The sequence below is a fragment of the Desulfovibrio fairfieldensis genome, assembly GCF_001553605.1.
GTDB classification, from domain to species: domain Bacteria; phylum Desulfobacterota; class Desulfovibrionia; order Desulfovibrionales; family Desulfovibrionaceae; genus Desulfovibrio; species Desulfovibrio fairfieldensis.
The window spans coordinates 736,049-759,419 of the sequence record NZ_CP014229.1; the positions used below are offsets into that span (position 1 = coordinate 736,049).

General features: G+C 61.8%; 19 protein-coding genes. 7 read left to right on the plus strand and 12 right to left on the minus strand.

Annotated elements, in window-relative coordinates; genetic code table 11:
* Positions 1-22 precede the first annotated feature (22 nt).
* Positions 23-262: a hypothetical protein gene (locus AXF13_RS03195; RefSeq protein WP_223299965.1), complete on the minus strand. Its 240-nt coding sequence runs from the start codon at positions 260-262 to the stop codon at positions 23-25.
* A gap of 423 nt (positions 263-685) precedes the next feature.
* Between AXF13_RS03195 and AXF13_RS03200 the strand changes: the two genes are divergently transcribed.
* Entirely contained in the window at positions 686-2,473 is a 1,788-nt protein-coding gene (locus tag AXF13_RS03200) for a sensor domain-containing diguanylate cyclase (RefSeq protein ID WP_223299966.1), read from the plus strand.
* A 98-nt stretch (positions 2,474-2,571) separates the two neighbouring features.
* On the opposite strand, the gene dnaE is transcribed toward AXF13_RS03200, so the two are convergent.
* Positions 2,572-6,051 carry a DNA polymerase III subunit alpha gene (gene dnaE, locus AXF13_RS03205; RefSeq protein WP_062251620.1) on the minus strand — a complete coding sequence of 1,160 codons (3,480 nt, stop codon included), beginning with the start codon at positions 6,049-6,051 and terminating at the stop codon, positions 2,572-2,574.
* Positions 6,052-6,228: 177 nt separating this feature from the next.
* Between dnaE and AXF13_RS03210 the strand changes: the two genes are divergently transcribed.
* Both AXF13_RS03210 and AXF13_RS03215 read left to right on the plus strand, forming a co-directional pair.
* Positions 6,229-7,014, plus strand: coding sequence for an HD domain-containing protein (locus AXF13_RS03210; protein ID WP_062251621.1), 786 nt, complete (start codon positions 6,229-6,231; stop codon positions 7,012-7,014).
* On the plus strand, positions 7,007-7,486 hold the full coding sequence (locus tag AXF13_RS03215; RefSeq protein WP_223299967.1) for a hypothetical protein: 480 nt from the start codon (positions 7,007-7,009) through the stop codon (positions 7,484-7,486). Before AXF13_RS03210 ends, AXF13_RS03215 begins: the two co-directional genes overlap by 8 nt.
* 25 nt (positions 7,487-7,511) lie before the next feature.
* On the opposite strand, the gene AXF13_RS03220 is transcribed toward AXF13_RS03215, so the two are convergent.
* On the minus strand, positions 7,512-8,738 hold the full coding sequence (locus AXF13_RS03220) for a DUF3179 domain-containing protein (RefSeq protein ID WP_062251622.1): 1,227 nt from the start codon (positions 8,736-8,738) through the stop codon (positions 7,512-7,514).
* Positions 8,735-9,625 carry a dTDP-4-dehydrorhamnose reductase gene (gene rfbD / locus AXF13_RS03225; RefSeq protein WP_062251623.1) on the minus strand — a complete coding sequence of 297 codons (891 nt, stop codon included), beginning with the start codon at positions 9,623-9,625 and terminating at the stop codon, positions 8,735-8,737. Before rfbD ends, AXF13_RS03220 begins: the two co-directional genes overlap by 4 nt.
* Before the next feature lie 188 nt (positions 9,626-9,813).
* On the opposite strand from rfbD, the gene AXF13_RS03230 reads away from it, so the two are divergent.
* Positions 9,814-10,623, plus strand: coding sequence for a sirohydrochlorin cobaltochelatase (locus tag AXF13_RS03230; RefSeq protein WP_008686015.1), 810 nt, complete (start codon positions 9,814-9,816; stop codon positions 10,621-10,623).
* A 215-nt stretch (positions 10,624-10,838) separates the two neighbouring features.
* The gene (locus tag AXF13_RS03235; protein WP_062251624.1) at positions 10,839-11,702 is read left to right on the plus strand and encodes a hypothetical protein; all 864 of its coding nucleotides are present in this window, start codon (positions 10,839-10,841) and stop codon (positions 11,700-11,702) included.
* 101 nt (positions 11,703-11,803) lie between these two features.
* Here the strand turns inward: AXF13_RS03235 and AXF13_RS03240 are convergent, their stop codons facing one another.
* From AXF13_RS03240 to mqnE, 3 genes are read right to left on the minus strand one after another with little or no spacing between them, the layout of a single operon-like run.
* Positions 11,804-12,643 (minus strand): menaquinone biosynthetic enzyme MqnA/MqnD family protein, encoded by an 840-nt coding sequence (locus tag AXF13_RS03240; protein WP_062251625.1) that lies wholly within the window; start codon positions 12,641-12,643, stop codon positions 11,804-11,806.
* 2 nt (positions 12,644-12,645) lie between these two features.
* On the minus strand, positions 12,646-13,773 hold the full coding sequence (gene mqnC / locus AXF13_RS03245; protein WP_062251626.1) for a cyclic dehypoxanthinyl futalosine synthase: 1,128 nt from the start codon (positions 13,771-13,773) through the stop codon (positions 12,646-12,648).
* Positions 13,770-14,927 (minus strand): aminofutalosine synthase MqnE, encoded by a 1,158-nt coding sequence (gene mqnE / locus AXF13_RS03250; protein WP_062251627.1) that lies wholly within the window; start codon positions 14,925-14,927, stop codon positions 13,770-13,772. Before mqnE ends, mqnC begins: the two co-directional genes overlap by 4 nt.
* A gap of 89 nt (positions 14,928-15,016) precedes the next feature.
* Here mqnE and AXF13_RS03255 point away from each other — a divergent pair, with 89 nt between their 5' ends.
* A complete protein-coding gene (locus AXF13_RS03255; protein WP_062251628.1) occupies positions 15,017-15,862 on the plus strand; it encodes a 1,4-dihydroxy-6-naphthoate synthase in 846 nt (281 codons plus the stop codon).
* Between the two features lie 513 nt (positions 15,863-16,375).
* The gene (locus AXF13_RS03260) at positions 16,376-17,806 is read left to right on the plus strand and encodes an MATE family efflux transporter (RefSeq protein ID WP_062254700.1); all 1,431 of its coding nucleotides are present in this window, start codon (positions 16,376-16,378) and stop codon (positions 17,804-17,806) included.
* A gap of 353 nt (positions 17,807-18,159) precedes the next feature.
* Here the strand turns inward: AXF13_RS03260 and AXF13_RS03265 are convergent, their stop codons facing one another.
* The 5 genes from AXF13_RS03265 to AXF13_RS03285 form a co-directional block, all read right to left on the minus strand.
* Positions 18,160-19,704 (minus strand): response regulator, encoded by a 1,545-nt coding sequence (locus tag AXF13_RS03265; protein ID WP_062251629.1) that lies wholly within the window; start codon positions 19,702-19,704, stop codon positions 18,160-18,162.
* Positions 19,705-19,936: 232 nt separating this feature from the next.
* Positions 19,937-20,344 carry a hypothetical protein gene (locus AXF13_RS03270; RefSeq protein ID WP_062251630.1) on the minus strand — a complete coding sequence of 136 codons (408 nt, stop codon included), beginning with the start codon at positions 20,342-20,344 and terminating at the stop codon, positions 19,937-19,939.
* Positions 20,345-20,645: 301 nt separating this feature from the next.
* Complete coding sequence (locus tag AXF13_RS03275; RefSeq protein ID WP_062251631.1) at positions 20,646-21,263, minus strand: bifunctional nuclease family protein; 618 nt, start codon at positions 21,261-21,263, stop codon at positions 20,646-20,648.
* The gene (gene miaB, locus AXF13_RS03280; protein ID WP_062251632.1) at positions 21,257-22,606 is read right to left on the minus strand and encodes a tRNA (N6-isopentenyl adenosine(37)-C2)-methylthiotransferase MiaB; all 1,350 of its coding nucleotides are present in this window, start codon (positions 22,604-22,606) and stop codon (positions 21,257-21,259) included. Before miaB ends, AXF13_RS03275 begins: the two co-directional genes overlap by 7 nt.
* Before the next feature lie 326 nt (positions 22,607-22,932).
* On the minus strand, positions 22,933-23,307 hold the full coding sequence (locus AXF13_RS03285) for a hypothetical protein (RefSeq protein ID WP_062251633.1): 375 nt from the start codon (positions 23,305-23,307) through the stop codon (positions 22,933-22,935).
* Between the last annotated feature and the right edge of the window lie 64 nt (positions 23,308-23,371).

A 23,371-nucleotide genomic window follows, 5' to 3' on the forward strand; every position in this document is an offset into this window, starting at 1 on the left:
ATATGGTGTACAATGATTGTAATTATGAAATATAGCCTGTCACTGATTTATCGTTGAGCCGCATATTTTTGTCTCCCAAGCGCCTTTGGCAAGTGACCGGCATATATTTTCCCGAATCCCGCCAGACATCGCCATCCTTCCGGTTTTCTCCACTCTTTTCCGCTTCAGGCGCTGACAGCAGCGCAAATGGCATCTGCCATATTCCGTCAAAAAGGAAATACAGGGCACTGCTCACTGCCTGCGTCATAATGCAGGTGGACATGGCGTCATTCAAGGGAAAGTAAAAGCCATGTACGCGGGGGCACATGGCGTCGCCGGGCTGTACCCGCACAATAACGCCATCTCTTTGTCTATGTCTTACTGTCTATGGAAGATATACACCTGCCTACGATGGAACGAGAGTGATACACAGAGTAAAATTTATAGTGTAAAAAACAAAATTTACATCGTCCGCAAATATCCTGAACGTGATAGGGAATCAAGGATATGAGCGGATATTGGGGGGGCAGGTCATGGGGCGGTACGTCGTGTCCGCGCAAAAGGGGACTCCTGCTGATATGGGGGGGATATGAAAAGGCATGTTCTGCTAAGAACAAATCTTCTTATTTTTATACTAATTCTTTCAGGATTTATTCTCATATCGATTTATAATTATCAATACAATAGAAAAATTTTTAAGCAGGATATGGAGCATATTGCCCTGCTGACGGCAGAGGGAATCTACCATCAGATAGATTCAATTTTTGTAAAACCTATCAATATCTCATTGACAATGGCCAATGACAATCTGCTGAAGAACTTCCTTATTGATGAAGAACAAATGGCGGACGAAGGAATATTTATACAAACACTTCAGAGTTATCTTTTGGCCTACAAAAATAAATATCATTATGATTCCGTGTTTCTGGTGTCCACTGGAACGAACCGCTATTACAACTTTAACGGTATCAATCGGATCCTGACGCCGGATAATCCAGAAAACGTATGGTATTATTCTTTTTTAAAAAATCCTGCGGATTACGCATTGAATATTGACAACGATGAAGCAGCCCATAATGAAATAGTGATTTTTATTAACTGTAAGATTACAGATCAGGCTGGAAAGACAATCGGAGTTGTGGGAGTCGGCTTCCATGTCGATTATTTGCAGGAAATATTCAAGCAATACGAAACTAAATTCGGCGTCAAATCCTATTTGGTCAATGGAGATGGAATGATTGAAGTTTCTTCGGATCAGACAGGTTATCAACAGACGGATTTATTTTCTTTCTGCGACTTCAGTTGCTTGCGAGAGCGGATTATCTCTGAAAAAGAAAAATACCAATATTTTTGGTATGGTAAAGAAGAACGAAAAGGCTATCTTGTTGTACAATATGTGCAGAATTTAGAATGGTATTTGATTGTCGACAATGATGCATCTGTCTTGACGGAACAGACAAGACAGCAGTTTTTTACAGGTGTTATGGTTGTTTTTGGGGTTGTAGTCCCTGTCTTATTCGTTATTACATATATTCTCCGCAAGTATAATGTGCGGATCGTCAACTTGGCAGTGGAGCAAGAGAAAAGACGCAGCTCGGTTTTTCAGGCTGAAACCGGAAAGCTGTATGAAAATATTTATGAGATTGACATCACCCATAACCGCGCGGCCAGCGAGGCTACCGAAGTCTATTTCGAAAGTCTGGGCGTGCCGAGGAGCACGCCGTATAACGAAGCCCTGCGGATTATTGCCCGGAAACATATAAAAACCGAATATCGCCGGAGCTATCTCGATACGTTCAGCCCGGACAATATCTTGCGGGCTTATCAGGCGGGCAGGGAATGCCTGCGCTATGATTTTATGATTTCCAATAACGCGGGACGGAGTTATTACTGGATGCGTATTACGGCCCGTATTTTTTATTGGGATGATGACGATTCGGTGCGCATGTTCGTGTACCGTCAGAATGTGGATAAGGAAAAAGAACATGAACAGCATCTGGTTGAAAAAATGGAGAGCGATTCCCTGACCGGGTTATACAACAAGGTGGCCACACAAGAGCATATTCAGCGAGGCCTTCTGCAGCATCCCGACAAGCTCTTCGCTTTTTTCATTCTTGATATCGATAACTTCAAGAATGTGAATGATACCTGCGGGCATGCCGCCGGCGATATGGTCATCGCGGGTTTTGCGGAAATGCTCAAAAACGAATTCCGGAATACCGACATCGTCGGCAGGATCGGCGGAGATGAATTTGTGGTGTTCGCTCCTGCGCCGTCACGGGAATGGGGGGAGAAAAAGGCCCGGGATCTGGTGGTGGATTTACGCCATGACTTTACGGACGGCGTAACCACCTGCTCCATTTCCACCAGCATCGGCGTGGCCATGGTGCCGGAGGCGGGTACGGAGTTTGAAACGTTGTACAAGAATGCGGACAGTGCGCTGTACCATACCAAACAGCGTGGTAAAAACGGCTTTACCATCTATCGGCCCTGAGCCATACCGGTACACCGTCCGAAGGGATTCAGGAGCGGCTGAAAATAAAACGCCTGCCCACACTGCGGGCAGGCGTTGCCTTTCAGAAGAGTCGGAGCCTATGAAGCCCAGGCGGCCAGGGCCTTGTCCAGCTCCGGCCCGGGCCGCACCTTGAGCGCCTTGTCCAGGCGCAGATGGCACTGGCAGCCGTCCAGGCAGACCAGGGCTTCGGCTTCCACCGGGCCGGGGTAGGTTTCCAGAATGTTTTTCAGGGCCAGCATATCCTCACGGCCCAGGCGGTGCGCCGGAATCTGCACGCAGACCGGCGTGTCGTTCTGGCCGCAGGCTTCTGCCAGGGACCGCACGCTCTGGCCCAGGAGCTTGAGTTCGCGCGGGGCGTCCTCGGTATTTTCCTCATCCGCATCCTGGGCGGCGTCGCCCTGGCTGTCCAGGCGAGCCGTCAGACAGAGGGGCTGCTCAGCCCGGATCAGCTCCCGGGCCTCGGCATAGGAGCGCGGGAAAAAAGTCACTTCCGCGTGGCCGGTGAGATCCTCCACGCCCACAAAGGCCATGCGCTCACCCTTGGACTTGGTGAGCACTTCCTTGATGGTGGTCACCAGCACGGCACAGTTGATTTCCGCGCCGGGGAAGAGCTCGCGCGCGTCCTCCAGAGTGGTCAGACGCAGGCGGCGTATCTCGCGGCTGTAAGGCTGCAGGGGGTGGCTGGTGAGGAAGAAGCCCAGAGCTTCCTTTTCGGCCCGCAGTTTCAGGTCGTCCTCCATTTCCGGCAGCATGGCTTCCGGGCAGTCCAGGCCCACGCCGGGCTGGGGCGCGGCCTCCACCACCGGGGCCATGGCCAGCAGGGAAACCTGGTTGGAGCTCTTGTCCTTAGCCTTTTTCTGGGCGCGGGCCACCACAATTTCCAGGGCGGCCAGCATGCCCGCTCTGGAAACATTGAAGCAGTCGCAGGCCCCGCCCTTGATCAGGGATTCCAGCACGCGCTTGGTGACCTTGCGCAGATTGACCCGGCAGCAGAGATCCAGCAGGGAAATGTAGTCGCCGCCTTCTTTGCGGGCCTCCACAATTTCGCGAATGGCTTCGTCGCCCACGTTCTTGATGCCGCCCAAGCCGAAGACCACCTGGCCGCCGTGGGCCGTGAATTCCCGCTGGCTCTGGTTCACCGAGGGCTGGACCACGTCGATGCCCATGTCCTTGCAGCAGGAGACGTATTTGAGCAGCTTGTCCTGGTTGCCCATTTCCGAGGTGAGCAGGGCGGCCATGAACTCCACCTTATAGTGCACCTTGAGATAGGCCGTGAAGTAGGAGATCAGGGCATAGGCCGCCGAATGCGACTTGTTGAAGCCGTATTCGGCGAATTTTTCCATCAAGTCAAAGATTTCGTTGGCTTTTTCCTTGGCGATGCCGTTCTTTTCCGCCCCGGCCACAAAGGTTACGCGCTCCTTGGCCATGGCTTCGGCTTTTTTCTTGCCCATGGCCCGGCGCAGCAGGTCGGCCCCGCCCAGCGTGTAGCTGGCGATAATCTGGGCGATCTGCATGACCTGTTCCTGGTAGACGATGACCCCGTAGGTATCGCGCAGGCATTCGGTGAGCGAGTCATGCGGATAGACCACCGGCACCTGGCCGTGTTTGCGCTTGATGAATTCGTCCACCATGCCCGAACCCAGCGGGCCGGGCCGGTAAAGGGCCAGCATGGCGATGACGTCCTCGAAGCAGGTGGGCCTGAGCATGCGCAGATACTGGCGCATGCCCGAACTTTCCACCTGGAAGACGCCGTCCGTGTCGCCGCGCGCGTAAAGTTCGTAGGTCTCGGCGTCCGTGAGCGGCAGGTTGTCCAGATCCGGCGGGGTCTGGCCCTGCAGGCTGATGTTGTCCAGGGTGTCCTGGATCAGGGTCATGGTCTTCAGGCCCAGAAAGTCGAATTTGACCAGCCCGGCCTTTTCGGTCATGGGGCCGTCGAACTGGGTCACAAGTTCGCCGCGTTTGCCCAGATAGAGGGGCAGGTATTCCTCCATGGGCTTGTCAGAGACCACCAGCCCGGCGGCGTGGGTGGAGGCGTGCCGGGCCAGGCCTTCCAGGCGGCGGGCCGTGTCCAGCAGATGCCGGACCTGCTGGTCCTCCTCATAGAGTTTCCTCAGGTCCGGCTCCAGGTCCAGAGCCTTCTTGATGGTCATTTTGAGGTCGTCGGGCACCAGCTTGGCGATGCGGTCCGTCTCCGCGAAGGTCATGCCGAGGGCGCGGCCCACGTCGCGCACCACGCCCTTGGCCTTCATGGTGCCGAAGGTGGTGATCTGGGCCACCGAGCCCTCGCCGTAGGTGTCCACCATGTGGCGGATCACGTCGCCACGGCGGCGTTCGCAGAAGTCCACGTCGATATCGGGCAGGGAGACACGTTCGTTGTTCAGAAAGCGTTCAAACAGCAGATTGTAGGGCAGGGGGTCCAGGTTGGTGATGCGCAGGGACCAGGCCACCAGGGAACCGGCCGCCGAGCCGCGCCCCGGCCCCACCGGGATGCCGTGGTTCTTGGCCCAGTTGATGAATTCCTGCACGATGAGGAAATAGCCGGGAAAGCCCATTTCCAGAATGACGCCGAGCTCGTATTGCAGGCGCTCGCGGTAGCGCGCCGGATCAATATTTTCGCGATCCGGGTGCTTTTCCAGACGTTTTTCCAGGCCTTCCTCTGCCAGGCGGCGGAATTCGGACTCCATGCTGGCCCCTTCGGGCAGCTGGTAGACCGGGAAGTAGTGGTGGCCGAAATCCAGCTCCACATTGCAGGTTTCCGCGATGCGCATGGTATTGGCGAGGGCCTCCGGCACATGGGCGAAAGGCTTTTCCATCTCCTCGATGGACTTGTAGTAGAGCTCGCGCGTTTCAAAGCGCATGCGCTTGGGGTCGTCCATGGTGGTCTGGGTCTGGATGCAGAGCAGAACCTCATGGGCATCCGCGTCGTCGGCGTTGAGATAGTGGCAGTCATTGGTGGCCACCAGGGGCAGGTTGGCGGTCTCCGCGATCTCCAGCAGGGCGTTGTTGACGACTTCCTGTTCGGCCAGACCGTTGGACTGCAATTCCAGGTAGAAGCGGCCGGGATAGATGTCCGCGTATTCCCTGGTCAGGCTCAAGGCCTTGTCCATGTCCTTGGCCAGGATGGCGCGGGGAATTTCGCCCGCGATGCAGGCCGAAAGGCAGGTGAGGCCCTCGGCGTAGCGGCGCAGCAGCTCCTTGTCCACGCGCGGCTTGTAGTAAAAACCGTCCAGAAAGCCGTGGCTGACCAGCTTGACCAGATTATGATAGCCTTGCTCGTTCTGGGCCAGGAGGATCAGGTGGTGACGGCGGCGCGCCAGTTCCGAGGTCTTGTCCGTATGATCGTGGCAGACGTAAACCTCGCAGCCGAAAATAGGCTTGATGCCGAAATCCTTGCAGGCCGCGTAGAAATAGGCCGCGCCGAACATGTTGCCGTGGTCGGTGATGGCGCAGGCGGGCATGCCGTAATCCTTGGCGCGGGCGCAGAGATCCTTGATGCGGATGGCGCCGTCCAGCAGGCTGTATTCGGTATGGCAATGCAGATGGACGAAATCGGACATGGGAGGCTCCTGAAAGGGGGCTGAAACGCACTGGTGCGGGGATGACGGCGGCTGCGGCAGGGCGTGCGTCCTGGCCATGAGCGCCGGAAGCGGAGACAGTTCTATACCAGATCAGAGACGCAGACTCAAGACGGCCCGGACTTGCCTTGCGGGCCGCCCCGGCGTACATCCAAGGCCATGAATCCGGATATCAGCCCGCATGAACAGTGGTTCGCGGCCTATGCCGCGCGAGAGCGCGCCAAGGAACAGGGCGACCCCGCGCCCATGGATCTCAAGCTCAGGCACACCATGGCCGTGCTGGACAACGCCCGCCGCGTAACGGCCAGCGAAGGCTTTGACGCCGCCCTGACCCGTGCCTGCCTGCTGGCCGCGTTGTATCACGACGTGGCCCGCTTTGAGCAGTATCTGCTCTATCATACCTTCCGGGACCGGGAATCCTGCAATCACGGCTTGCTGGGCGTGAAAATCCTCAAGCGCGAGGCGCGTCTGGCCGGGGAAGACAACGCCACGCGCAAGATCGTGCCGGCCGCCGTGGGCATGCACAACCGCTTTTCCCTGCCCGCGCATCTGCCGCGCGAAACGGAACTGGCCGCCCATGTGGTGCGCGACGCGGACAAGCTGGATATTCTGCGGGTCATGGATGAACATCTGGGCGGTCCCGGCCCGTACAGTCCCACCGTGGTCCTGAATCTGCCGGATGATCCCGCCTTGGCCGGAGAGGCGGTGTTGCGCGCGGCCCTGGCGGGACAGGTGGCGGCCTATGCCGATCTGCGCAGCGTCAATGACTTTCGCGTGCTGCTCGGCACCTGGTTTTTCGACATGCACTTCGCGGCCAGCCGCCGTCAGTTTGTGGAGGACGGCCATGCCCGGCGGCTTCTGGAAGGCCTGCCGCAAAACGCGACCTACGGCCCCGTGCGCGTGGCCCTGCTGAAGCGGCTTGACGGAGCCCGTAAGCGTGACTGACACTCTCTCCACGCCGCCCCGCTTTCCCCGAAATTTTCTTGCCGCGCGCGTGCCCTGGCCAAAGGCGGCGCTGGACATGCCGACGAGCGGGCCGCTCAATCCTTCCAAGGCATGGTTGCAGGCCGCGGTTCCGGGAAGCGCGGCGTACATCCGCCTGGCATTCGCTCTGTGGTACTTGCCTCTGGATGAGGGCGCGGCCCTGCTGAACCTGGCCGCCCGGACAGGGGGGGAAGTGCTGGCGGCGGATTTCAAACCGCCGGAGCGCAATCTGGAACTGCCCGCCTGTCTGCTGGCGCGCGCCTTGCTGGGCTTCTGGCCTGACCTGTGGCCAAGTAGGCGTGGCGGCGCGGCGTTTGCGTCTTTTCTAAAGCAGGGCGGTCTTGAAGGCTGCGTCCAGCGGGCGGGCCTGCGCGTGTCGGAACGTCGGCCCCTGCTGGGCGGCGCGGCGGTTTTGTTGCGCTTGGCAGACTGACTGGTGGATGACTGAAGCGGATAGCCTACGGCTGTGAGCTTCTCGTACCCGCCGCATCGCCGTTCTTCGCTGGAGGGCTCTTCCCGGCCGGATCATCCACGCCCGGCGGGGTGAGCGAAAGCAGATCGGCGGGCACTTCGCCGGGGCCGGGAATCACAAGGGTTTCCGGGTTCAGGCTGTACCAGGCGAACCACATGGAATAGCCGCCGAAATACTGCTTCATGGACGCGCCCCGCATATTGCCGTCCAGGGCCTTGCCCGTGGCCGGATCCCAGACGCTGCGCGTATTGATGTCCATAAGGCGGCCGTACTGGCTTACGAAGAGAAAGGGCTCGGCCCAGATCTGGCGGTTATAGATGCGGACCACGTCCAGTTGGGGATCATGCACGGCCAGCAGGGCCGACGGTCCCAGAAAAAAGTTCACCGCGCCTTTCTTTTTGACGTAGGCGATATCGACAGCCAACAGAAAATTTTCGTATTCCAGACAGAGCATGGGCGTTTTGCGGGCAAAACGCCGGTCCAGACGCTGCACCGGATAGACCAGGATATCGTTGTTGTAGTATGTGTTTTTTTTGAGATAACTCCCGTAAGGATCGCGGCCGTAGGGGCGGCTGCCGCGCGGCTGGGCCAGCACCGGGGCGTCGGGGTAGACCCGGCGCGCCGCGCCCCAGGTCGTCCAGAACACGGGAATGGTGGGCATGCCCCGGCCCAGCAGCGGTCCGTCAAAGGCCATGCCCGTCTCCTGGAGCCAGAGGCTGCCGGAATTGCGGTCAATGAGCACGCTGTTGCCGTCATAGAGGCGACCCTCCAGATCAAAAATCAGGTTCAGGCCGTTCATGGAGGCGTTGTAGGCCATCAGCGTGCCGGTGATCGGGCAGTAGGTGACGGCATAGGCCACATCGTCGATAAGTTCGTTGACCACCTGATGCCAGACCATGAAGCGCTGCGGATAAATGCGCGGCCCGCCCGGCAGCATGACCACAAAGACCACGTCCTCCTGGCTCATGTTCAGATCCGCGTCCTGCACGCGGTCGTAGCGCGGGCGGTAGAGCGCGGGAATGGCCCCGTAACTGACGCTGGTTTCGGTCAGTTTATTGGTGATCTCGGACAGTTGCCGCAGATTTTGCGGGCGGGCTGAAAGCGGCGTGGCCCAAAGACCCCACATCAGGCAGACCAGTGTAGCCAGAACCGCCGGGGCGGGCAGCCGCCGCCTCCATGCGGCGCAGGCGCCGGAAGGACGTTTGCGGCTCAATGCGTGCCCTCTTTGTCGGCGTGCGCGCCGGGCACGTATTCGCTGAACAGAAAATCGCGCAGGGCCTGGGGCCAGGGGCGTGGCTTCTTGCCCAGAAATTCGCTGAGCTTGCTGGTGTCCAGCACGGAATAGACCGGGCGCTGCGCCTTCTGGGGCCATTGGGAACTGGCGATGGGCTCCAGACGGCAGGGACCGGCGGTCAGGGCAATGGCCTCGCAGGCCAGTTCGCACCAGCTGGCCTGGCCGCTGTTGACCGCGTGCCAGATGCCCGTGGCCTCCTTTTCCGCCAGGCTTGCGCTCCATTGGGCCAGATCCAGACTGTAGGTGGGCGAACCGAATTGGTCGTGCACCACGCTGATGGCGTCGCGTTTCTGGCAGGCCGCCAGAATGGTGTCCACGAAATTTTTGCGGCCCGGTCCGAACAGCCATGCCGTGCGCACCACGCAGCTTCGTTCGGGCAGCACGCGCAGCACGGCTTCCTCGCCGGCCAGTTTGGTGCGGCCGTAGACCCCGGCCGGATGCGGCGCGTCGTCCTCGCGCCAGGGGGTCTGATGCGGGCCGGAAAAGACGAAATCCGTGCTGAAATGCACCAGATGTCCCCGCCCCAGCGCCTTGAGCACGCGGGCCAGAGCGTCGGGCAGGGTGCGGTTCATGAGCAGGGCGTCCTCGGGATGGTCCTCGGCGTCGTCCACCTGCGTCCAGGCCACGGCGTTGAACACCGCGTCCGCGTCCGCCTTGGCCAGGCGTTCCTCAAGAAAGGGCATCTCCAGCAGATTGCCGTCGGCGCGGCCCAGGGTTTCCACCTGCCAGCCGCGTTCCGTGAGCACGCGTGTGAGCGCCTGACCCAAAAGACCGGTAGCGCCCCCCAGAACCAAGGCCTTAGCCATCTGAACCTCCCCGGCTTCTCCCGCCCCCGGGGCCTGACGGCGCGACGGAACGGGCGGAGTAACCATGTTGCGGGCACTGTAGCCTTGTTGGGGGAGCCGGGTCAATATCTGAGAGTTTCCGGCGGACGGCGCTGTTGCGGCACGAGTCGCCTTGCCTGACCCGGGCAAGTGACGTACAACACAGCGGTATGAAACGCGCAATTCTTCTGGTGGCTTTCGGCGCGAGCAGCGCCCAGGGCCAGAGCGCCCTGAAAAATTTTGACGCCCGCGTGCGCGCGCGTTTTCCCGGTCTGCCGGTGCGCTGGGCCTATACCTCGCTGTTGCTGCGCGAACGCCTGGCCAAAGCCAGGCAGAAAAGCGATTCCGTGCTCAAGGCCTTGCGGCGGCTGTGTTTTGAAAAATTTACCGAAGTGGCCGTGCAGCCGCTCCAGACCATTCCCGGGCGCGAGCATGCCGAGGTCTGCGCCGCAGTGGATGAGGTGGCCGCGCAAGAAGGCCTTGTCTGCCGGGTGGGCGCGCCTTTGCTGGCCGAGCCGGAGGATGTGGCCCAGGCGGCTCTGGCCCTGACGCGCCATCTGCCGCCGGAACGCGCGCCCGGAGAGGATGTGGTGCTCATGGGGCACGGAGCCCGGCACGCGGCTGTGGCCCGTTATGGGGACCTGGCACAGGCCGTGAGCGCCCTGGACCCGCGCGTGCATGTGGGCACCATGAACGGCGCGGTGGTGCTGGAAGATATTTTGCCCCGACTTACGTCGGAACGGGTCTGGCTTATGCCCCTGCTTTCGGTGGTGGGCCGTCATGCCCTGCAGGACATGGCCGGGGAACAGGCGCAATCCTGGCGTTCACGCATTGAGGCCGACGGCCGCCAATGTGTGCCGGTGCTCAAGGGCACGGCGGAATATGCCGGATTTGCCGAAATCTGGCTGCGCCATCTTGAGGACGCCGCGCGTTCTTTCGACGCGGCGGCAGACAACGGAGCAGCTGGATCTGAAGCGTGATCCGGAACAATTTCAAAGTGAAATTGCTCCGGCGACTGCATGAGCAGACGGCCGCCGCGAGGCATAAGCGCAATTTATTTGCGCTGTTGAATGCCGAAGCGGGCGTCTTCAAAATTTTGAGATTGTAAAATCTCAAAGTTAATCTGATCCGGAACCGCGCCCCGGCAGGGCCGGACGGCGCGTTTGTGTCATTTTTCTAAGCAAAGAGGTGAATCATGCGCGGACTTCTTGTGTCCACAGTGCTTCTGGGTTTGTTGCTGGCCGGTTGCGGCGCGGCCGGAACCGGCGGAACCGCCGCATCGGGCGATCCCGCCCCCGGCGCGGAAACGGAAGCCGCCCTTGCGCCGGGAACGCCGGGCGGCGGGGCCAATGCCTTCAACCCGTATATGCATGACCGCCTGCCCAACACCCGCCTGATGTCCGCCGAAGCCTCGCAGATGCTCGGCAAGATGGGCGCGCACACTCAGAGCATCGAGGGCGAGGCCGCTTACCGCGGGCACTGGCGTCAGGAACTCTATCCCGTGGTTTTCGGCGATCCCAAGGCCCCTCATGAAGTCCTGGTCCTGCTCGATTTTTCCGCGCCCCAGAGCGAAAAGGTCTGGCATGCGGTGGTTGAGGCCAGCCGCTCTTTATCGCCCAAGCAGTGTAAGATCGCCGTGTTCGGCAACAGCCGGGAAAATTACGGCACGGACCTGATGGGCCTTGCCATCTGGGTTTCCTATTCCCGGCCCGGCCAGGCCATGCCCTACCTGAGCTACGCCCTTGAACGCTGGAACGCAGTCAAGGCGGCGCAAAAGCGTTCCGGCGACGTGAAGCCCTTTACCAATGAATACGACGCCACGGCCACGGCTACGGACTATCCCATTCATTACGGGTACCTGTCCAAACTGCGCCCGCCCGTGCCCGCCAAGGATGAACTGGCGGTGGCCAAATACTGTTATAATGCGGGCAATGTGAACATGTACCAGACGGTTCAGCTCTGCCGCTATTACGGCGTCAAAAGCCTGCCCGCAGTGGTGGTGGACGGCAAGGTGCTGGGACAGGTCAGCGCCAAGGCCATTGTCGATGCCATGAAGTAGACGCCAAAAGCAAGACGACGGACGCGGAGACGCGGTCTGTACGACAAGAAGCCGGGACGCATATCAGCGCTCCCGGCTTCTTTGTCATGGCGGTCGCAATGTTACATGCTGAAAAAACGGAGGGGCGGCGCGGCGGGGATCATGTCCGCGAATGCGAGTTTTTTGTAAAAGAGTCGCAGGCCCTGCAATTCCTCTTCGCCCAGGCTGTAGACCAGGCCGTCGCGGTAATAGATGCGCAGTTCCTCGCGCGACAACGGGCAGCCCAGGCCGGTGAGATCCAGAATCACATCCATGTGGGACAGGCCCCAGTCCCGCCCCCGGCGTAGCAGGGCGCCGGGGTCGCTGCTGAACAGGCCCTGTTCCGCGGCTTCCCGGCTGACCACCCAGAGCCCGAAAATGAAGGGCAGGCCTGTCCAGTCACGCCAGGCTTCGGCCAGATCCAGGCGGTAGGGATAGTCCGGATGGTTGCGCAGGCGCAGGGCTTCGTCGCCGATGGCCAGAAAGGCCGTGGGCGGGTTGTCCGAGCGCAGGGCCGGAGTGACCGGCCCGGTGGAAAAGCGCACGTCGAGCTTGTAGCGGTCGCGCATGAGCAAACGCAGCAGGGCCACGGAGGTGTGGCTTTCGCCGCTGATCAGAATCTCGTGCCCGCCCAGCTCTTCAACAGGCAGGCGCGAGAGCAGCAGCACGCTCATGACCGGGCCGCGCGAGCCGATGGAGAGATCCCCCACCAGATAGTAACGCTCGGGCCGCCGGGCATACTCGAAGCAGGAACAGGACGAGACGTGCAGTTCGCCCCGTGACATCATCTCATTGAGCAGGGCGGGCGGCCCGGAGACCAGCTCGAAGTCGTGGGGCAGGATGCCCGCTTCCAGGGGATGATACACGGGCAGCACGTTCAGATAGCTGATGCGGCCCATGCGCAGGACGTGGGGGGTGCTCATGGTTAAACCTCGGGCTGAGGCCGCACGGGCGTGTAGTTCATGGTGCGCTGCACGGGCGTGAAGCCCGCCGCGCGGATGATTTTGTGGATTTCCCCGCGACTCAGGCGGTAGGACACGCCCGCAGCGGCCACCACGTTCTCCTCAATCATCAGCGAGCCGAAATCATTGGCCCCGTAGAAGAGCGCCAGCTGCGCCACCTGCGGCCCCATGGTCACCCAGGAGGACTGGATATTGGGCACGTTGTCCAGCACCAGGCGCGAAACGGCCAGCAGCCGCAGATAGGCGGGAGCGGGCAGGGACGCGCAGTGGATGCGGGTGTGCGCGGGCTGGAAGGTCCAGGGGATGAAGGCCGTGAAGCCGTGGGTGCGGTCCTGGCTGGCGCGCACGGCAAAGAGGTGGTCCAGCCGGTGGGAGGGTTCCTCCTCATGGCCGAACATCATGGTGGCCGTGGTGCGCATGCCCAGTTTGTGGGCTTCTTCCATGACCATCAGCCACTGGTCGGCCGTGCATTTGTTGGGCGAAACCCGCGCCCGCACTTCGTTATGCAGTATTTCCGCGCCGCCGCCGGGCAGGGAGTGCAGCCCGGCCGCCTTGAGGCGGCGGAGCACTTCAGGCACGGTCAGGCCGAATTTTTCGGACCAGAAAAAGATCTCCGGCGGCGAAAAGGCGTGAATGTGCAGTTCCGGCCAGGTTTCGCGCAGCCAGCGCAGCAGGTCTTCATACCATTCCAGAGGCAGGTCCGGATGGTGCCCGCCCTGGAGCAGAATCTGGGTGCCGCCCAGGCGCAGGGTTTCCTCCACCTTTTCGGCCAGTTCCTCCCGGCTGATGACATAGCCTTCGCCGCTTTCCGGGGGACGGAAAAAGGCGCAGAAACGGCAGCCGCAGACACAGACATTGGAATAGTTGATATTGCGGTCGCCCACATAGGTCACCACCGGCTCGGGGTGCAGGCGCAGGCGCATGGCGTGGGCCAGAGCGGCGAGGGTGTGCAGGCTGGCCTTGTAGTAGAGGGCTTCGGCGGCGGCGCGGTCCAGGCGTTGGCCGGCGGCGGCCAGCGCGGCCGCCTCGCGGACATCCGCAAATTCGGGCGCGTTTTCCTCAAAAGGGCTGTGGGCGGGAGCGAAATTCATGAGCGCGCCTCCGCGTGTCTGCTTTCGCCGGGGGCGTCCGGCAACATGGTTTCAAAAACGGCGTTACGCCGCACCGGCCTGAAGCCCGACTGGCGGATCATGTCTTCCAGCTCCGGGATGGTCAGCCCTTGGGCGGATTCGGCCCCGGCCATATGCCCGATGCGCTCCTCCACGATGGTGCCGTCCAGATCGTCGGCCCCGTACCAGAGCGCGGTCTGGGCCAGTTTGGGCCCCATCATGATCCAGTAGGCCTTGAGGTGCGGAATGTTGTCCAGCATCAGCCGGGACACGGCCACGGTGCGCAGCTGGTCCAGCCCGCGCTGGGGCCCCAGCCGGTCCTCGGGCAACTTGAGGCGGCTGTTTTCAGTGAGGAAGGGCAGCGGGATGAAACAGGTGAAGCCGCCGCTTTTGTCCTGCTGCTCGCGCAAACGGCAGAGATGGTCCACGCGCTGGGCGTGATTTTCCAGATGGCCGTAAAGCATGGTGCAGTTGGTCTTGATGCCCAGGCCGTGCGCCTCGCCGGAAATGCGCAGCCAGGCCTTGGCGTCGGCCTTGTGCGGGCAGATTTGCGGGCGCAGTTCCTCGTCGAAAATTTCCGCGCCGCCGCCGGGCATCATGACCAGACCGACGGCCTTGAGGCGCTGGAGCACTTCCAGACTGCTGATGCCCTCCAGCCTGGCGAAATGCTCGATTTCCACGGGCGTGAAGGCCTTGAGCGGCAGGTCGGGGTAGACTTCCCGCACCGTGCGCAGCACGTCCTCAAACCAGCCCAGGCGCAGTTTGGGATGACAGCCGCCCACGATGTGCAGCTCGTCCAGGTGCAGGGAGCCTTGCCGGGCCGCGCGCAGCCGCTCCAGGATATCCTCTTTGCTCAGGCGGAACGCGCCGGGCTCGCTGTCCTCGTCGCGGCGGAAGGCGCAGAACGTGCAGCCGTTGACGCAGACGTTGGTATAGTTGATCTGCCGGTTGACCACGTAAAAGGCCGCGTCGCCGTGCAGGCGGCGGCGTACGTGCAGGGCGAGGGCCCCCACGGCGGTGATGTCCGGACAGCTGAACAGGGCCAGGCCGTCGTCGAAACTCAGACGCTGGCCGGCCAGCACTTTTTCATGGATGGACGAAAGGCCCAGTGCGGCGTAGTGTGCGGCGTCAAGCATGTGCAAGTCCTGTACGCTGGAGTGGCGGCCAAAACGGCCGTCGGCAAGACTAAGCCCGCCCGGCGTGCGCTGTCAATGTGAGGGAAAAAATGTCCGCCCCTATGTCTGAAACGCTCTCCCTGGGCCTTTCGCCCTGTCCCAACGACACTTTTATTTTCCATGCCCTGCTGCACGGCCTGGTGCCCGCGCCCGTGGCCTTCAGGCCGCATCTGGCCGATGTGGAGGAACTCAACGGCCTGGCCCGGCGCAAAGAACTGGATGTGACCAAGATGTCTCTGGGCGCGGCCGCGCGGATCATGGACGACTACGCCCTGCTGGCCTCGGGCGCGGCCCTGGGCTGGGGCTGCGGCCCGCTGGTGGTGGCCCGCGAAGCGCTGCAGCCGGAAGCCTGGGCCACGGCGCGGGTGGCCGTGCCCGGCCTGCTGACCACGGCCAACCTGCTGCTCACCCTGCATGGCGGTTTTCAGGGGCCGCGTCGGGAGATGCTTTTCAGCGAAGTCATGCCCGCCGTGGCGCGCGGCGACGCGGACCTGGGAGTGATCATCCACGAGGGGCGTTTCACCTATCAGCGCATGGGCCTGACCAGGATTCTGGATCTGGGGGAATGGTGGGAAGGCGCGTTCCACATGCCGCTGCCGCTGGGAGCCATTGCCGTGCGTCGCGACGTGCCTCCGGCAACCGCCAAAGCCGTGCAGACGGCTATAGCCGGAAGCCTGCGCTACGCCCGCGCCCATCCCGCGGCCTCGCGGGATTTTATCCGCTCCCACGCCCAGGAATTGGACGACGCCGTGACCCGGGCCCATATCGAAACCTTTGTCACGGACTACAGCCTTGATCTCGGCGAGGCGGGCCGGAAAGCCATTGAACTGTTGGTGGGCCGCGCCGCCGCCCTGGAAGGGCGACGGATTCCCGATGAGGGGTTGTTTTTGCGTTAGGATCTGTTGACGCTATGCATTTTTGCCCGCCTGCTGCGTCAGATTTTCCCTGCTTTTTCGGTCGAGTACCAGATCGCTCTGTCCTCATTCGTAAGCAGCTTCGCTGCAACGACTGAGGCAAGAGTACACTCCCTTAAAGCGGGTTTATCTCGCCTTGCAGGCGAACAAAAATTCTATAGTGTTAACAGCCCCAGGGGGCTTCTCCTGAGAGCGTCTTTTGCCTCTTAGGCCGTGCCTGGCTGTTTTCTTGCAGGGAGAGCTGAGCCCAGAGTATTTGACACTTGCACTGCTCTGATCCGTCTTTTGGGAGACGGCCCCGGAATTTGTCCCGCAAAGCGCCTTCGGACAAACCGCCCACCCATATGGCCTGACAAGGCAATGCTCGTCATCGTCCTGTGGAGCCCTGTGGATCTCGCCCGATTTTTTCACGGCAGGCGCGGACCGCGGCGCATTGCCGCCGACTGGCCGGAGCGCTGGCCGGAAAGTACACTTTATTTTTCAGAGGCCCCGCATATGAGCCGACGCTTTTTTTCCTGGACCGAGGCCCGGCGTTTCTACGCCATCGGTCTGCCCATCTTTATCGCCCAGCTTTCCCAGGTGGGCATGAACTTCGCGGACACGGCCATGACCGGCCAGGCCAGCGCCGAGGATATGGCCGCCGTGGCCGTGGCCGGTTCCATCTGGGCGCCGCTTTCCCTTTTGGGCCTGGGCAGCCTGTTCGCGCTGCCGCCCCTGACCGCCCAGATGGTGGGCGCGGGGGACCGCAACGGCGCGGCGCATCTGCTGCGCCAGGGCATCTGGCTCACCTGCGGCATCAGCGTGCTGTTCATGAGTCTGTTTTACGCCGTGTCCTGGCACATGGCCGCCTTCGGTCTGGAGCCGGAGCTGGCCCGCCTAGCCGGGGGCTATCTGCGGGCCATTCTCTGGGGCATGCCGGGCTTCATGCTTTTCGTCAACCAGCGCAGCTTCCTGGAGGGCTTTTCGCGCACGCGCCCGGCCATGATCATCGGCATGCTGGGTCTGACCTTCAACGTGCCCTGCAACTATGTGCTGATTTACGGCAAATTCGGCCTGCCCGCCCTGGGCGCGGTGGGCTGCGGCGTGGCCACGGCGCTCTGTTACTGGTTCATGGCCCTGGCCATGTTCTACTATCTGCGCCGCGACCCGCAGTATCGGGATCTGCACCCCATCTACGCGCCTCTATTTTCCCGGCGCGCCGCGCGCCAAAGGGACGGTTCCGCCCCGGACTATCCGCGTTTCGACCCGGCCTTGATTCTCCGTATCCTGCGCATCGGCCTGCCCAGCGCTCTGGCGTTGTTCTTTGAAGTCTCGCTTTTTGCCGTGACAGCCATCCTGCTGGCCCCACTGGGCACGGTGGCCGTGGCCGGGCATCAGATCGCCACCAACTTCAGCACCCTGATGTTCATGTTTCCTCTGGCGCTGGGCATGACCGCCACCATCCGGGTGGGGCACTGCCTGGGCGCGGACAAAATGGAGCAGGCCCGGGTGGCCGCGCGCACGGCCCTGGGCCTGAGCGTGCTGTTCGCTCTGGCTATCGCCGTCTGCACGGTGGCCTTCCGTTACGGCATTGTGCGGATTTACAACGATGATCCCGTGGTCACGGCCCTGGCCGCGCATCTTTTATTCTACGCGGCCTGCTATCAGGTGGTGGACGGCCTGCAAACCGTGGCTCTGGGCGTCCTGCGCGGCTATAACGACACGCGGATCATCAGCGTGATCTGCTTTCTGGCCTACTGGGTCATCGGCCTGCCCCTGGGCTTTACCCTGGCCCGCACGAACTGGATCGTTCCGGCCATGGGCCCGGCGGGTTTCTGGATCGCCTACATTACGGCGCTGAGCTTTGGGGCCTGCTGCTATCTCTGGCGGGTGCGTTTTCTGCACCATCTGGGGGATGCGGCCATTCGGGCGCGCGTGCGCCGCTAGGGGCTGTTTTTAAATTGTCCTTTCGCCCTCTGCCTGCGTCAGGCTCGCCCCGTGCGAAGGCCGGATCTGTTTGAATATGTTCCCTCAGCCCAGGACTCGCCTTGCTTTGGCCGCAGGCGAACTTGTGAGCCCTACGGATAACGGCAGCAATTGGTTACGCAAAATGTGATCCAGGGAAATTGCTGTCGCTATCCGTAGCGGTGCTGTCCCTATCTGTACGCCGCCCTGCGGCTACAGCTAAAGCAACACGGCTTCGCCGTGAACGGCTCAAGCAAGCCGTCGGCGCGGCAACGGCTTGCGCCCTTGGCGGAGAACGAAAATCCTGATTTAGAAATAGCCCCTGGAGTTGAGCTTTACTTCTTGTCGCGGCGGGCCAGCTTCCAGGTCAGCTTCATGACCGAAAGGAATTCATTGAGTCTGGGGCGGCCCGTGAAGAGCCCGCTGGTGGCCTCGGCTTCACTGAGGGGAGACAGAATCCCGGTCTGATCCGGCGAACCGGAACGGTTCGCGCCGCGTCCGTTCGCTCCTGCTCCGGGCCGGGCACCGCCGGGCGGCGGAAGTTCGTCTAGGCCCAGATCCAGGGCGGGGCGGGAAGCGCCTTCCTCCGGCGGCATGACGCTGGTGGCAATAATCCGGCTGGTGCGCGCCCGGCCCGCTGCCGGAGATTTGGGCGCCGCCTGTTCCGGAGTCTCTGTTTCCGGCGTCTCCACCTGTGCCTCGGTTGCCGGTTTTGTTTCGCTTTCCGCCGTGGCTTCCGGAGCGGGCGCGGCTTCTGTTTCCTCCGCGTCTTCCTTCTGCCCGGCCAGCAGGCGCGACACTTTCCACTGCCGTTCCGCCGCAGCCTGGCGGCGGCGGTTTTCCTGCTCGCGGACCAGGGCTTCCAGGCTGTCGCGAATGTCGTCGCTCAGGCGGTTGCCCCGCGCGCCCATGGCGCGCCCCAGACTGGCCTCCAGATCCCGCAGCATGCGCTCGGGCTCGTCTGCGGCCAGGCAGGTCTGGGCTATCTTGTCGCAGACCTGGGCCTTGGGCGTCACTTCGAAACCCTGGGCCAAGGTGTCGGCGGCCTCGTCGTACAGGCCTTGGCGCATGAGCTGCCGGGCTTGGCTGAGGAAGGGGCTTTTGGCCGTGGGATCTTCCTGGAGCAGGCGGGCGTAAGCGGCGCGGGCGCGGTGCCAGCGGCGGGCGCGTACGAAAGTGGCGGCCGCCTTGGCCAGCCAGGCGCGGAAGCGCGAAAGGTCGCCCTTGCCTTTCCAGGCCACGGCCATGCCCAGCTCCGCCTCGCCCTTGATCTGGGCGTTGCGCAAAGCCCGTTGAAAGGCATTGATGGCGTTGTTCCAGCGGTTCTGCTGGAGGCACTGCATGCCCACGCGGAAATAATCCTCGGGCTGGCGTACGGGCTTGAGCAGTATGCCATAGGTCGCCACGGCCGCGTCAAAGGCCTTGGTGTCGGTATAGCGCGCGGCTTGCTGCAATTGCGTCAGGCGGGGCTGCGAGGCGGCGAGCGTGACCAGCTGCTCCTTGAGCGAAGTCACCGAATAGGGCCTGCCCAGCAGTGCGCTGGCGCCGCAGCCCAGGGTTCTGAGCTGCTCCACTTCGCTGTCATTGGGCAAGATCAGCAGGATGGGCACGGCCAGCAGGCGGGGATGCAGACGCAGAATGGCGCAGAATTGTTCACCGTCCATATCCGCCAGTTTTTGGCCGCAAACGATGATGTCCGGCTGGAAGCCCTGGCTGTCCGTGGCCAGGCCCGCCAGAATGCGGGCCGCCTGGATGCCCGAGGTCATGACCCGGATCCGGGCCACGCCCGCGTCGCGCAGGGCGCGTCTGTCCAGAGCGGCGAGAGCCTCGCTTTCGCTGAGCAGAAGAACGCCGGGCAGGCTGCTGTTTCGGCTGGTCATGGGGTCTTCCTTGCATACACGAAAGGCCACGGCGCCGCATCGGCCGCCGTGGCCTTTACCTTATACATAATAGTATAGCCGCTTTTGTCGTCCGGCAAGTGCCGGACCCGGCTTTTTCGCCGCCTGTTCTCGCGGGGCTTCGGCTCCGCAAGTTTGTCTACGGCTTCTCGCCGCGAAACGCGGATAAACCGGCTTTGCTCGCCGCAAACGAGCACTTCAAGCGTTACATGCTCTATCTGGCGAAGGGAAGTATTCGGGCCTGGCGGCCGCTAAAAGGCTCGTCCGCTTCGGCTATGATACTGATGCGGCTTTTGTATCCGGCATTGCAGTAGGGACAGCTCAGGCCTTTTCTCTGTTTTTCCAGGCGGATCAGGCCGCCTTCGCTTTCATAGCAATGCGGGCAGAACGGTCCCTGTTTGACCCCGGCGGTACGCAACCAGTAAAAACCGTTTTCCTCATAGAGATTTTGGGAGAGGTAGAGAATATCCTCAAGGGTTTGCAGCCGGATTTTGAGCATGCTCATTTCATCGCGCAGGGCGATGCAGCGGGACTGCATCTCCATGAGCAGGCGGCGGGCTTTTTCCGGCTGGCCGGAGGCGAAGAGGTCGTTGATTTCTTTAAAACGGCGGTAATCCAACATAGTTTTTTCCATCCGTGGTATGCCCTGCCTATCGGAATATAAGGGTAAAATCTTTAGGGACGGCTATGGGGCGGGAGTCTGATAAGACTAAAATAAATAATTATATCAATATATTAATATTTGAAATTTTCTAGAAAAAAACTAGTATTGGAGGGGTAAGGGCATATGGCGCGGCCTGGCGGCCAAGTAAATTTTTTCTGAAGCGGCGCGCGCCGGATATGGTCCGGCGGCATTGAGAAGCGCGGCCTGGCGAGCCGGAAAGGACGCGCGGAAAGCGGCGGCAGCGGCGGAGGGGGCGGCCTTACATTTTACGGCGGGAAACAGGGTCCAGGGAGCGCAGAAGGTCGCGGAATTTCTGGTCCTCGGTAGTGTCATCCTCTCCGGGCAGGCTGCCGTGGCGGCTCAACAGGCCGTTGAGCATGTCCACCTCTTTGCGCGCGCCGGCCTTGCGCACCATGTCCGTGGCCGCGTCGGCGGGCTGGACCGGCGGGGTCTCCTCGCGCAGGCGCTCTTCAGCTTTGCTCTGGGCTTCAGCCGAGCGGCGCAGCACATCCGGATTGACCAGGATGGACGCGCCCGCCCGCAGGGCCAGGGCAATGGCGTCCGAGGGGCGGCAGTCCACGCGCACCCGGCCTTCGGGGCCGCGCAGCACCAGCAGGGCGTAGTAGACGCCGTCCTTCAGGTCTGTGATTTCCACGTTGACCAACTCGGCCTTGAGCGCGCTGATGCTCATCAGCAGCAGGTCGTGGGTCAGGGGGCGGGGCAGGCGCTCGTTGTTGAGCACCAGGGAAACGGCCATGGCCTCCATGGCTCCCACCCAGATGGGCAGCACCACATCCCCGTCCATCTCCCGCAGGATGACGATGGGCGTTTTGGTCTGGGGATCAATGGTCAGGCCGAATACGCGCATTTCTACCATATATCACCCGCCCGTCGGGCCATGAGGCTGTGCTTCTTGGCCTCGATGATGCGCACCGGCACCATGCGCCCGGTATGGTCCGCCTCCGGCGGCAGGGCCATATGGACCAACGCGCCGTAGGGATCGCGCCCCTGCCAGCTGCTTTCCCCGTCCGGGCCATCCTTGCGGCTTCTGCCCTCGATGAGCAGGCAGGTTTCCCGGTCCACGCGGGCGTCCAGCCAGCGCTGGCTGAGCCGATCCTGCAGGGCCTGAAGGCGCAGCAGACGCTCCTGCTGGACTTCAGGCGGAATTTTGTCCGGGAAAAGCGCGGCCCGCGCACCGGGGCGGTCCGAGTAACAGAAGGAAAAGCTGGACATGAAGCCGCAGGCTTCCATCATCTCCAGAGTCGCCTGAAAATCTTCCTCGCTCTCGCCGGGAAAGCCCACAATCAGATCCGTGGAAAGAGCCAGGTCCGGCCGGGCGTTGCGCAGGCTGTCCACCAGTTCCAGAAAGCCGCGCCGGTCGTATCTGCGCCGCATGCGCGTGAGTACCGCGTCGGAACCGGCCTGGAGGGGCAGGTGCAGACGCGGGCAGAGCGGGGCCAGTTCCGCGAAGGCGGCCACGTCCTCCAGACCCATGTCCTTGGGGTGCGGAGTCACGAAGCGCAGGCGTTCCAGGCCGGGCAGGGCGGCCACTTGGGCCAGCAGTTGAGCGAAGCTCACGCCGTCGCCGCTCTTGTCGTGCCCGAAGGCGTTGACGTTCTGGCCCAGCAGGGTGATTTCGCGCGCGCCCTGGTCCAGGCGGGTCCGGCATTCGTCCAGAATGGCCGGGGTGGCGCGTGATTTCTGGCGGCCTCGGGTGAAGGGCACGATGCAGTAGGCGCAGAAATTGTCGCAGCCCTGCATGATGTTCACGTAGGCCACCGGGCCGGAGGGGCCGTCCGCGCCTGGCTCGCGCTCCACGTAATGGCTGGTGAAGTCCAGCAGGGAAAGGCGCAGATCCGGTTCGGCCAGCAGGCGCTCAATGGCCGCGGGTGCGCCGCTGATGCCGTCGCTGCCCGCCACCAGGCGCACCTGGCTTTCACGTTCGAAAAAGGCCGTGCCCAGTTGCTGGGCCACGCAGCCGGCCACGGCCACCAGCACGCCGGAATTGCCGCCCGTGACCTGGCGTATCCGCCCCAGCGCGCTCATGACCTTTTGTTCCGGTTTTTCGCGCACCGAGCAGGTATTGACCACCACCACCCCGGCCTCTTCCAGCGGCGCTTCCGTGAAACCGCGCGCTGTGAGGGCGCGCGCGAGCCACAGGGAATCGTGCACGTTCATCTGGCAGCCGAAGGTGATAATATGGAAACTTTTTTCAGTCATGGTCGCACGTTTGCCAGGGGCTGTTTCTAAATGAGGATTTTTGTTCTCTGCCAAGGGCGCTGGCCGCTGCCGCGCCGGCGGCTTGCTTGAGCCGTTCACGGCGCAGCCGTATTGCGGATCAAGACAGCATCACTACGGATAGCGACTGCAATTTCCCCGGATCACATTTTGCGTAACCAATTGCCGCCGTTATCCGTACGGCTCACAAGTTCGCCTGCGGCTAAAGCAAGGCGAGTCCTGGGCGGAGGGAGCATATTCAAACCCGACCGTCGCACGGGGCGAGCCTGACGCAGGCAGGGGGCGAAAGGACAATTTAGAAACAGCCCCTACTGTTCAATGCCCGAGTCCGTATCGTACATGTCCGGCGGCCCTTCCTCTTCCAGGGCGGCCACCCGGTCTTCCAGCCATTCCAGAACGGCGCGGGCCGTGTGGTAATTAAGCAGCACGCGGCTGTGGATATGGCGGGTGACCCCGCGCTGCTCGTCATCCTCGGGCGTGATTTCGTGGCCGATGGAGCCGTCCGGCGCGATCAGCCGCTCGGAATAGGCGGGCAGACAATCGCTCTCATGGTAGAAATTCATCTCGATTTCGCCCTGGGGGTTGATCCCCCCCCAGACGCCGTGGGCTGTCTGCAGGCGGGCTTCGGACGCCATTTCATATTTGTAGCGGATTTTGGAGGGCGGAGCGTCGTTTTTGTTCATGGAAGTTCCTTTTGATGAAAGGTCGCCGGAATACATGCGCCCCATAAATACGCAAGGCGCGTGG